We start from the raw sequence: 11,565 nt of genomic DNA on the forward strand, positions 1-11,565 counted from the left end.
CTGACAACTGCAATTTTTCCTTTGCGTCTTTTTTAATCATTTTCTGTGGTGTAGTAACTGTGATCTTCTAAATCTAAGGCGTTCATAATCATCGAAGCAGTTTCTTCAATAGAAAGAGATGCAACGTTAATTACAACGCAACCTAATTTTTCATATAAATCATTCGCAAATTCTAATTCTGCACGAATTTTATCAATATCAGAATAAGCGGTATCTGGATTTAAGCCATAAGCAATCATCCGCTCTTTGCGAATACCGTTTAAAACATTGGGATCATTTGTTAGGCCAACAATTTTTTTCTTATCCACTTCCCACAACTGTTTTGGAATGTGTGCTTGCGGGACAAGCGGCAAATTGGCTACTTTCAAATTTTTATTGGCTAAAAAGAGGCTTAATGGCGTTTTTGAAGTTCTAGAAACTCCTAAAAGGACTACATCTGCTTCTAAAAAGCCACGGGAATCTTTGCCATCATCGTATTTTACCGCAAACTCCATTGCTTCAATACGTTTAAAATAGTTTTTGTTTAAGTGGTGTAACGCTCCTGGTTCACGGGTTGGAGCAACGCCACTTCTTTTTTCGATTTCTAACACTGGTGCTGTCAAAACGTCAAAGCCAAATAGATCACTTTCTTGACAAAAATCACGAATCAATTGTACCAATTCCTCATTAATCATAGTATATAAAATCATGGCATTTAGTTTTTTTGCTTCTTTTAAGGCTTTTAACAATATAGCTTTATCACTCATAAATGTCTTACGAAATAAATTGAATTCCACAGTAGGATATTGGGCCATAGTAGCTTGTGCTAATTTTGTAGCTGTTTCTCCGGCAGAATCGGAAATGACAAAAATTGTTAAGATTTCTTCAGCAGCATTACTCATTTTTTTCCCTCACTTGTAATTTGTTGTAATTTATTATACCATATCGAAGTGGAGCTAATTCGTAATCATTATGATTTATGCTGTAGTGATAAAATACTACCTTACAATAGCAACTAAATGCGTTAGGAGGTCTTTGCTTGTGAAAAGAGAAATGACAAAAATTGACCAAGCAATGGTAACTTTAAAAGAGCATGGTTTTAAAAAAACCAATAAAAGAGAAAAGCTGTTAACTTTTTTAGCGACAAAAAATCGTTATGTCGCAGCTAAAGAAGTTCAAGAGTATATGGAAGGTGAATTTGGTAGTATTAGTTTTGATACCATTTATCGTAACCTCCATGATTTTTCAGAAATTGGTTTATTAGAAGAGACCGATTTAAATGGCGAAATGAAATTTCGTTTCCACTGTTGTCAAGATAAAAATCATCACCATCATCATTTTATTTGTACAGTTTGTGGTAAAACACAAGAATTAGATCTTTGTCCAATGGATTTTTTTAAAGGACAGCTTCCCGGTTGTACAATTGAAGGGCACCGGTTTGAGATATTAGGGCGATGTGCGGACTGTCAGTAGTTATTTTTTCATTTTTTTCGCAAACATTTTCGTGAAAAAGATTTTTTTCTTTGCCCATACGCTTGACACTATTTTATTACTTAGCTATAATTTTTAAAGGACAGTGTTGTTTTTTGAAAATGTTTCGATTAACAAAAACGGTTACTTTTTAAGCTCGGAGGGAGGGAATTTACATGTCAAAAACAGTGGTTCGTAAAAATGAATCTCTTGACGACGCTCTTCGTCGCTTCAAACGTTCCGTTTCAAAAGCTGGGACTCTTCAAGAATCTCGTAAACGGGAATTTTATGAAAAACCAAGTGTGAAACGTAAGAAAAAATCTGAAGCTGCTAGAAAACGTAAAAAATTCTAGTTTGCAGTATGATTGGAGCTGGTAGTGTGTCACTACTAAGTACTTTGAACGATGATATGAAGACAGCGATGAAAGCTAAGGATAAAGAGTCTTTGCAGGTGATTCGCATGTTGAAGGCATCGTTGCAAAACGAACAAATCAAAAAAGGTGCAGAATTAACTGACGATGAAGAATTGACCGTATTATCACGGGAGATGAAGCAACGCCGTGATTCTTTAACTGAATTTGAAAAAGCAGGACGAGACGATTTGGCAACGCAAGTAAAAGCGGAAATCAAAGTCGTTGAAAAGTATTTACCAGCACAACTTTCTGATGAAGAAATTCGCCAGATTGTAACAGATGCGATCAGCAAAACCGGTGCCACTTCACCAAGTGAGTTTGGCAAAGTAATGGGTGCGGTTATGCCTTTAGTAAAAGGAAAAGCTGATGGTAACAAGGTAAATGCCATCGTCAAAGAGTTACTGAATAAATAGTTATTTAATCGCAGACTTTTGTCTGCGATTTTTTTTCTTTTAAGTTTTGAATGTGGTATGATAAAACAGAAAACTTGCCCAATTAAAGTGGGAAAAAAGGAATCGACAAGGAGATGTAACTTTTTGACAGAAGATAAAAAAGTTTTGGAATTAAAACTTAGCGCAGACGATGATATTAGTCTATTGTTAGGCGCACACGATAAACATTTAAAATTAATCGAAGAAAATCTGCACGTCATTATTAGTAGTCGTGGAGAAACGATTATGATTGAAGGTCAAATAGAGTCTGTTGCAATAGCGCAACAAGTTATTAGTGCGTTACAAGAATTAATCAAACGTGGTGTACATATTAGCACCCCTGATGTAGCGCAAGCATTAAAAGCAATTCCAAGCCAAGGGACAAATGCCTTTTTAGCTTTATATGAAGAAGAAATTGTCAAAGATCGTAATGGAAAAGCAATTCGGGTTAAAAATCGGGGTCAAAAACGCTATTTAGATGCAGTGAAAAAGCATGATGTTGTTTTTGGGATTGGACCTGCCGGCACTGGTAAAACTTTTTTAGCTGTCGTTTTAGCAATCGCTGCTTTAAAAAAAGGGCAAGTACAAAAAATTATCTTAACTCGCCCAGCAGTAGAAGCTGGTGAGAATCTGGGTTTTTTACCAGGAGATTTAAAAGAAAAGGTTGACCCTTATCTTCGACCAGTTTATGATGCATTGTATCAAATTTTTGGTGTCGAACATACTAATCGGTTAATGGATCGAGGCATTATTGAAATCGCACCGCTAGCTTATATGCGCGGACGTACATTAGAAGACGCTTTTGTCATTTTAGATGAAGCCCAAAATACAACGATTATGCAGATGAAAATGTTTCTTACGCGTTTAGGTTATAATTCCAAAATGATTGTCAATGGTGACACAAGTCAAATTGACCTGCCTAAAGGTGTAGTTAGTGGGCTAGTTCACGCAGAAAGAACTTTAAGTAACATCCCGCAAATTGCTTTTGTCAATTTTGAAGCAAGCGATGTGGTTCGACATCCTGTAGTGGCTAAAATTATTGAAGCTTATGACAAAGCGAGTCTGAAAAAAGAGTAATGGTGCTTAGGAAAATTAGGGGGAAATAATTTGATTATTGAGCCGTTAAGAAAATTACGCGAACGTTTAGGACGTTTTTATGTCCCGCTTATTTTAGTCATTTTTTTTGTTAGCTGTTTTGGTATTTTATTTACAAGTGTTAAACAAAAAAGTGTCGACTATCATGAAGGCCAAGTAGCAAGTGAAAGTATCCGGGCGAATAAGACCGTTGAGAACAAAGCAGCTACCGATCAAAAACGTCAATTAGCAGCAGAAGCGGTTGTACCTGAATATACGTATCAAGAAGATATTGCTGAAACGCAGCATAGTCGAGTTGAAACGATTTTTACGATGATTTCTGATGTGAAAAAAAGTGTCGATGAAGATCATGAAAAACGTCAACAAGAAGCAAAAGACAAAGAAATTCCAGCTATTACAACTGATGATTATATTGCTGCCTTAAAAAAATCATTTGAAAAAGTGAATGATGAAGATGTCCAGTTCTATCAAGAAATTCCTAATTCTTTTTACGAAGCCGCTTTTACATTGAATAGTGCCGCATTAAATACTGTAAAAGACAATAGCTTAAATATTTTAGCTGAACAAATGAAAAACCAAGTGCGGGAATCAAATCTTGCGACTTTTAAGGAAAGTGCTGAAAATCAGGTGAATAGTCTTGCTATTCCAGCTATCTCAAAAGAAGCGATGATTGACTTATTAAATACTGCCATTGTAGTAAATGATTTTCCCAATGATAAAAAAACGGAAGAACTAAAAGAGCAGGCTCGGGCTAGTGTAGCACCTGTTATGATATTTCAAGGGGAAGTAATCGTCCGCGAGGGTTCACAAATTGATGCTAGTGCCATTGAAAAGTTAAAGTTATTAGGTTTAACGAGTCAAAATACTTCTTTTTTCCCAATCGGTGCGATGATTTCTGGCATTTTAGTTCAAATTTTGGTCTTACTTTATTTTGCTCACCAGTATCAAGAGAAAAGTAAACGTCAAGAATTTTTAACCTTTTATACGCTAGCGATGATTGGTAGTATTGCGTTAATGAAATTTTTTCAAGTTTTTCAAACGGAATTACTGCCTTACATTCCGTTATTTTTCCCCGCTGCTTTTGTCCCGCTGGTGTTAAATATTTTTGTGAATCGCAGAGCTGGAATTATCGCAGCTATGTTCCAAGTGGTATTTGCTGTTTTTTGTTATTATGATGCTTTAGGAACAAACTCGTTGACAATTATTTTAATTACGTATTTATTCTCAGGGTTAATGGGAACTATTGTTAGAAGAGAACGTATCTCTAAACAAGGATTTACGGCGGTCATGTGGATTATCGTTTTCCCTTTTTTACTTAATTTAGTTTTAGTAGTTTTTCAAGGGTTGACGGTTACAGATAGTCGAACTTGGACAACCATTGTTTGTGGTTTAGCCGGAACAGTTTTATCTTTTTTACTTACCATGGGATTACACCAATATATAGAACTGCTAATCACGGATAATAGTGTGATTGTTTTGAATGAACTTAGTAATCCAAATCATCCACTATTGAAAAAACTATTAGAAGAAGCGCCGGGAACTTATCACCATAGTATGATGGTAGCGAACTTATCTGCTAATGCAGTAGCTTTAATTGGGGGACATTCCCTTTTAACTCGTGTTGCTTGTTATTATCATGATATCGGCAAATTGAAACACGCAAACTTCTTTGTTGAAAATTTACCAGCAGGGGCAGAAAACCCTCATAATTTCTTATTACCAGAAGATAGTAAACAAATTATTTTTGGTCATGTCACCGACGGGGCAAAAATTTTAGAAGAATACAAAATGCCCAAACTAGTGATTGATATTTGTTATCAACACCACGGTACTACCTTAATGAAATACTTTTATGCCAAAGCCAAAGAACGTAATCCTGAAATAACAGAGGCAGAATTTCGTTATCCCGGACCAAGACCTCAAACAAAAGAAGCAGGGGTAGTGAATATTGCCGATAGTTGTGAAGCGGCAGTGCGGGCAATGGATCACCCTACTAATGAAAAGATTCGTCAATTTGTTCATAATTTAATTGTTGATCGTATTTTAGACGGACAATTAGACGATAGTGGATTGACCTTAAAAGAAATTCGGATTATTGAAGACTCATTGGTAAATGGCTTATGCAGTACGTTTCATTCGCGGATTAAATATCCTAAAATGAAGTCTGAAGCCGAGAAAATGAAAGAAGAACAAGAAAGAAGCGATAAATAATGGATATTACCTTTATGGATGAAACTAATTCTTTAGCTCCTGACAAAATACAAGAAGTAGAAGACTTATTACAGTTTGCGGCAGATTATTTAAAACTACCAAAGGAAACCGAGATGTCGGTAACTTTTATGGATAATGACGCAATTCAAGTAATTAATCGTGATTATCGGGGCAAAGATCGGCCTACTGATGTAATCAGCTTTGCGTTAGAAGAAGAAGGTGATGGGGAAATTCCGGTCATCTTCGCCGACGGGGAGAATCCTTTACCCCGTGAATTGGGAGATTTAATGATTTCACTGGATAAGACCAAAGAACAAGCCAAAGAATATGGTCATAGTTTTGAGCGGGAATTAGGTTTTCTAGCGCTACATGGTTTTTTGCATATTAATGGTTATGATCATATGACACCAGAAGATGAAAAAGAAATGTTTGGATTACAAAAGGAAATTTTGGATGCTTATGGACTTAAAAGATAAGAATACACATAAAAACAAATATTTCATTACTTCAGTTGAATTTGCCTTAACTGGAATTCAAACGGTTTTTAAAGAAGAACGTAATATGCGTAAACACGTCTTTTTTGGCATATTGGCACTTTTGGCGGGCTTTATTTTTCAGTTAAGTCGTTTTGAATGGTTATGGCTACTATTAGCTGTCTTTTTAGTCTGGATTGTAGAGATTATTAATACTGTTTTTGAAAATGTGGTGGATATGTTCACCGATTTTCACTTTCATCCCATCGGTAAAAAAATTAAAGATATGGCAGCAGGAGCGGTGTTATTAACATCATTTTTTGCTGTAATTATTGGTTTGATTTTATTTGTACCTAAAATTTGGCAACTATTGTTTTAAAAGAAATGAGGAAAAATATGACAGAACATAAATCAGGGTTTGTCGCCATTGTGGGGCGCCCAAATGTTGGTAAATCAACTTTATTAAACCGGATTGTCGGACAAAAAATTGCGATAATGAGTGATAAAGCCCAAACAACCCGCAATAAAATTCAAGGTGTTTATACTACTTCTGAGGCGCAAATTATTTTTATTGATACACCTGGGATTCATAAACCAAAACATCGTTTAGGGGATTTCATGGTAGAAACGGCTTATAGTGCATTAAAAGAAGTCGATGCGGTTTTATTTATGATTAGTGCTGATGAAAAGCGGGGTCGTGGTGATGATTTTATCATGGAACGTTTGAAGACTAGTAAAACACCAGTCTTTTTAGTCATTAATAAAATTGATAAAGTTCATCCTGATGATTTATTGGGGATTATTGAAGATTACACAAGTCAAATGGATTTTGCAGAAGTTGTCCCAATTTCCGCTACAGAAGGTAATAACTTTGATACATTAATGAAGACCTTAATTGAACAAATGCCCGCCGGTCCACAATATTTCCCAGATGATCAAATTACAGATCATCCCGAATATTTTATTGTTTCGGAGTTGGTTAGAGAAAAAGTATTGCTATTGACTAGAGACGAAGTACCACATTCAGTGGCGGTTGTAGTCGATAGTATGAAACGAAACGAAAATGATAAAGTTCATATTCAAGCGACAATTATCGTCGAACGGAATAGTCAAAAAGGCATTATTATCGGTAAAGGTGGCAAGATGTTAAAAGACATTGGCACCAAGGCGCGTCGGGACATTGAACAATTATTAGGGGATAAAGTCTTCTTGGAATTGTGGGTTAAAGTCCAAAAAGATTGGCGGGATAAAAAAACATATTTACAAGATTATGGTTACCGTCCGGATGATTACTAAGGGGTTTTTCCATGCAGTTAGCTGAAAGTCGCGGATTGATTTTATTTTCGCGGGATTATAAGGAAAAAGATAAATTAGTAAAAATATTTACCGAATCTGCCGGTAAACAAATGTTTTATGTAAAAGGTATTCATAAAAAGAACAATCCACTGACTTCTGTTTTGCAAAATTTCACTGAAGCAACTTTTATTATGAATTTAAAAGCAGACGGATTGTCCTTTTTAAATGGTGCCAAAGACGTCAAACCGCTAACGACGATTCAACAAGATATTTTTTTAGCCGGATATAGTACCTATTTGTTGAATTTGGCAGATGCTGCGATTGAAGATAAGGTTTATGATCCGCATTTGTACCAATTTTTATCTTTGTGTCTAAATTTAATCAACGACGGTTATGATGCTGAAATCATTACCAATATTTTTGAAGTCCAGATTTTACAACGGTTTGGCGTTGCGCCAATCTTTGATCATTGTGTTATTTGTGGTAAAACGACTGGCCGTTTTGATTATTCTTCTAAATATGGTGGCGTTTTGTGTGAAAATCATTTTTCCTTAGATGAACATCGCTACCATGCAGACCCTAATGCGATGCATTTTATCCGTTTATTTAATCAAGTCGATTTGACCAAAGTAAAAACGATTAAAGTAAAATCAGTAGTAAAAAAAGAAATTCGGCGCGTAATCGATCAACTTTATGATGAGTATGTGGGAATTCATTTGAAAAGCAAGAAATTTATTGATGATATGCACAAGTGGCAAGATTTAATGAAACCAGATAATTAAAACACTACTAAAAAATTAGTAAATATCCGAATAATATTGTAACTTCTCAAAAAATTTGCTTTTAAACAAAGTAAAGGTGAGATTGGACAATAGAATTGGGATATTTTTTTACATTTTCACGAACAATAGATGTGATTTTTAAAATAATTAGTCGTATATTGGAGATTTTTTTAGAAAAATAAAGTAAAATAAAGATGATTAAATTGATTATTACTAACCATGCAACCAAAGGGGAGAAAGACTTGACGTTATCAGATATTGAAATTGCACAACAAGTAGAAATGGAAAATATTACGAAAATTGCCGAAAAATTAGGGATACCTGCTACTGATTTAGAACTATATGGTAATTATAAAGCTAAGATTAAACCCAGTACTGAAAAAAAACAAAATGGGAAATTAATTTTAGTGACTGCAATTAGTCCTACTCCAGCCGGTGAAGGGAAAACTACCACTGCTGTCGGATTAGCTGACGCATTAGGACAAATTGGTAAAAAAGCAGCGATTGCCCTAAGAGAGCCTTCATTAGGACCTGTCTTTGGAATCAAAGGCGGAGCTGCTGGGGGCGGTTATGCGCAAGTAGTACCAATGGAAGATATTAATTTACATTTTACAGGTGATTTTCATGCAATTAGTGCCGCCAATAATTTACTAGCCGCAATGTTGGATAATCATATTCATCAAGGCAATGCTTTAGGAATAGATAGTCGCCAAATTACTTGGAAGCGCGTCGTGGATATGAATGATCGTCAATTGCGTCACATTGTGGATGGTCTCCAAGGCCGTTTAAATGGCGTACCCCGCGAAGATAGTTTTGAAATTACTGTCGCTTCAGAAATTATGGCGATATTATGTTTAGCGGCAGATTTAGCCGATTTAAAAAATCGTTTAGAAAAAATTATTGTTGCTTATTCCTTTACTGGTGAGCCGATTACTTGTGGTGATCTAAAAGCAGCCGGTGCAATGACAGCATTATTAAAAGATGCGATCAAACCAAATCTAGTTCAAACTTTAGAGCAAACACCTGCTTTTATTCACGGTGGGCCATTTGCTAATATCGCTCATGGCTGTAATAGTGTTCAGGCGACAAAAATGGCATTACAATACGCTGATTATGCAGTGACAGAAGCTGGCTTTGGGGCGGATTTAGGTGCTGAAAAATTCGTGGATATTAAATGTCGTCTAGCGGATTTAAAGCCAGACGCAGCCGTATTAGTGGCCACGATTCGGGCACTAAAAATGCATGGTGGTGTAGCCAAAAATGAGTTGGCAACAGAAAATGTTGCAGCGGTTATTGCGGGTTTACCCAATTTGGAGCGTCATTTACACAATTTAAAAGATAATTTTGGTTTACCTGTGGTGGTATGTATTAACCAATTTCCCGGTGATACTAAAGAAGAATTGGCGGCAGTTAAAGAAGCTTGTCAAAAACGTGGTGTTACAGTTGTACTTTCAAATGTTTGGAGTAAAGGTGGCGCAGGCGGGATTGAGCTAGCTGAAAAAGTAGTGGCATTAGCAGAAACAAAAAGTAAGCTAGCATTTGCCTATGAGGCCGATCTTTCATTGGTAGCAAAAATTGAAACAATCGCTAAAAAAATATACGGTGCTAGTGGAGTAGAATTTACGCCAGTAGCCAAACGTGAATTAGCGAAATTAACCGAACTTGGTTTTAGTAACTATCCGATTTGTATGGCTAAAACGCAATATTCTTTTAGTGATAATCCAAATCTTTTAGGAGCACCAACGGATTTTACAATCACGATTCGTTCTGTCAAAGTATCAGCAGGAGCGGGCTTTATTGTCGCACTGACAGGAAATATTATGACAATGCCAGGCTTGCCGAAAAAACCGGCGGCAGAAAACATTGATGTCGATGCTGAAGGGAACATTACCGGTTTATTTTAATTTTTTTAATTGACAAATGTCAGGTTAAACAGCTATGATAAACAAAGGTTAATACGTTGAACAAGACGAAAAATAAGAAACTGAAAAGCGACTGTGGGAAAGTGGAAGCCACAGACAGTAACTTATTTGGGGGCAACTTGGGAGTATTCAGTTAAATATTTTAAAGCTGCCGAGCAATCGGAAGCAGGGTGGAACCGCGAAGTATTCGTCCCTGCATAGATGAAAATCTATGCAGGGCTTTTTTATTTTCTATTTTAAAATCTGTTAACAATTCTTTTAAGGAGGATAAAGATGCAATTTGATATGGAAATTAATGCCAGTGAGTTTAAAGAAAAAAAATTGAAGATTTTAGCTAACGTACCATTAAATGTGATTGTAAAAAATGATAGTGGGCAATTGGTGGAAGAGTTTAGAACTGAACCAAGTCAAATGCTTTATGACTTAGCTTTTTTGACTGATGATATGGTAGTAGAGGTGCATTTAATACCGGGAAATCCAGTTGAGTTTTATCCAGTTGTAAACGCATTGTAATCGCATCTAAATCTAAAGCATAAAGCAGTAGAAGCAATAAGTGTGAAAAGTAGGAGGAAATAAAATGAGTAAAAAAATGACTGTGCAAAATATTATTTTGACGCTACAACAATTTTGGTCTGGTAATGGCTGTATGTTAATGCAAGCCTATGATACTGAAAAAGGTGCTGGTACCATGAGTCCGTATACTTTTTTACGTGCGATTGGACCTGAACCTTGGAATGCGGCTTATGTTGAACCTTCTCGTCGTCCTGCTGATGGACGTTACGGGGAAAATCCGAACCGTTTATACCAACACCATCAATTTCAAGTGGTAATGAAGCCATCACCAGAAAACATTCAAGAACTTTATTTGGAAAGTTTGAAATTATTAGGTATTGATCCTTTAGAACACGATATCCGCTTTGTAGAAGATAACTGGGAGAATCCTTCAATGGGGTGTGCCGGTCTTGGTTGGGAAGTTTGGTTAGACGGTATGGAAATTACACAATTTACCTATTTCCAACAAGTCGGCGGCTTACCTTGTAAACCTGTTACTTCAGAAATTACTTATGGTTTGGAACGTTTAGCTTCTTATATTCAAGAAGTTGAAAGTGTTTATGATTTAGAGTGGGCAGATGGCGTCAAATATGGTGAAATCTTCCGTCAACCAGAATATGAACATTCCAAATATTCTTTTGAAGTTAGTGATCAAGAACTATTATTAGGAAATTTTGATCGCTTTGAAAAAGAAGCCAAACGCTGTATCGATCAAGATTTAGTTCATCCAGCTTATGATTATATTTTGAAATGTAGCCATACCTTTAATTTATTAGATGCAAGAGGCGCTGTTTCTGTTACTGAAAGAGCTGGATATTTAGCCCGCATTCGGAATATGGCTAAAGCCGTTGCTAAGATTTTCGTGGCTGAACGGGCGAAGTTGGGCTATCCACTGCTAGCTCCTGAAGAAGCGGCAAAATTATTGAAGGAGGAAAACTAAG

Annotated in this window: 13 protein-coding genes; 12 read left to right on the top strand and 1 reads right to left on the bottom strand. The window is 36.1% G+C overall.

Annotated features, from left to right (window positions below):
• Nucleotides 1–32 precede the first annotated feature (32 nt).
• Nucleotides 33–881 carry a pyruvate, water dikinase regulatory protein gene (locus tag RU96_RS01040; RefSeq protein WP_071863693.1) on the bottom strand — a complete coding sequence of 283 codons (849 nt, stop codon included), beginning with the start codon at nt 879–881 and terminating at the stop codon, nt 33–35.
• Nucleotides 882–1,032: 151 nt separating this feature from the next.
• Here RU96_RS01040 and RU96_RS01045 point away from each other — a divergent pair, with 151 nt between their 5' ends.
• The 12 genes from RU96_RS01045 to glyQ all read left to right on the top strand — a co-directional run bounded on the left by RU96_RS01045 (nt 1,033) and on the right by glyQ (nt 11,564).
• Nucleotides 1,033–1,452, top strand: coding sequence for a Fur family transcriptional regulator (locus RU96_RS01045; protein WP_071863780.1), 420 nt, complete (start codon nt 1,033–1,035; stop codon nt 1,450–1,452).
• Nucleotides 1,453–1,625: 173 nt separating this feature from the next.
• Complete coding sequence (rpsU, locus tag RU96_RS01050) at nt 1,626–1,802, top strand: 30S ribosomal protein S21 (RefSeq protein ID WP_002356740.1); 177 nt, start codon at nt 1,626–1,628, stop codon at nt 1,800–1,802.
• Between the two features lie 26 nt (nt 1,803–1,828).
• Entirely contained in the window at nt 1,829–2,275 is a 447-nt protein-coding gene (locus RU96_RS01055) for a GatB/YqeY domain-containing protein (protein ID WP_071863694.1), read from the top strand.
• Nucleotides 2,276–2,398: 123 nt separating this feature from the next.
• Nucleotides 2,399–3,370: a PhoH family protein gene (locus RU96_RS01060; RefSeq protein ID WP_071863695.1), complete on the top strand. Its 972-nt coding sequence runs from the start codon at nt 2,399–2,401 to the stop codon at nt 3,368–3,370.
• Nucleotides 3,371–3,400: 30 nt separating this feature from the next.
• Complete coding sequence (locus RU96_RS01065) at nt 3,401–5,599, top strand: HD family phosphohydrolase (protein ID WP_071863696.1); 2,199 nt, start codon at nt 3,401–3,403, stop codon at nt 5,597–5,599.
• Nucleotides 5,599–6,075, top strand: coding sequence for an rRNA maturation RNase YbeY (gene ybeY, locus RU96_RS01070; RefSeq protein WP_071863697.1), 477 nt, complete (start codon nt 5,599–5,601; stop codon nt 6,073–6,075). The genes RU96_RS01065 and ybeY overlap by 1 nt, the downstream gene beginning before the upstream one ends.
• Nucleotides 6,059–6,451 (top strand): diacylglycerol kinase family protein, encoded by a 393-nt coding sequence (locus tag RU96_RS01075; protein ID WP_211269887.1) that lies wholly within the window; start codon nt 6,059–6,061, stop codon nt 6,449–6,451. The genes ybeY and RU96_RS01075 overlap by 17 nt, the downstream gene beginning before the upstream one ends.
• A gap of 17 nt (nt 6,452–6,468) precedes the next feature.
• Nucleotides 6,469–7,368 (top strand): GTPase Era, encoded by a 900-nt coding sequence (era, locus tag RU96_RS01080; protein WP_071863699.1) that lies wholly within the window; start codon nt 6,469–6,471, stop codon nt 7,366–7,368.
• Between the two features lie 11 nt (nt 7,369–7,379).
• Nucleotides 7,380–8,150: a DNA repair protein RecO gene (gene recO, locus RU96_RS01085; protein WP_071863700.1), complete on the top strand. Its 771-nt coding sequence runs from the start codon at nt 7,380–7,382 to the stop codon at nt 8,148–8,150.
• A 242-nt stretch (nt 8,151–8,392) separates the two neighbouring features.
• Nucleotides 8,393–10,054 carry a formate--tetrahydrofolate ligase gene (locus tag RU96_RS01090; protein WP_071863781.1) on the top strand — a complete coding sequence of 554 codons (1,662 nt, stop codon included), beginning with the start codon at nt 8,393–8,395 and terminating at the stop codon, nt 10,052–10,054.
• 291 nt (nt 10,055–10,345) lie between these two features.
• Nucleotides 10,346–10,585, top strand: a complete 240-nt coding sequence (locus tag RU96_RS01095; protein ID WP_071863701.1) for a hypothetical protein — start codon at nt 10,346–10,348, stop codon at nt 10,583–10,585.
• Nucleotides 10,586–10,649: 64 nt separating this feature from the next.
• Complete coding sequence (gene glyQ, locus RU96_RS01100) at nt 10,650–11,564, top strand: glycine--tRNA ligase subunit alpha (RefSeq protein ID WP_071863702.1); 915 nt, start codon at nt 10,650–10,652, stop codon at nt 11,562–11,564.
• Nucleotide 11,565: the final 1 nt, after the last annotated feature.

The sequence above is a fragment of the Enterococcus canintestini genome (assembly GCF_001885735.1).
Classification (GTDB): Bacteria; Bacillota; Bacilli; order Lactobacillales; family Enterococcaceae; genus Enterococcus_C; species Enterococcus_C canintestini.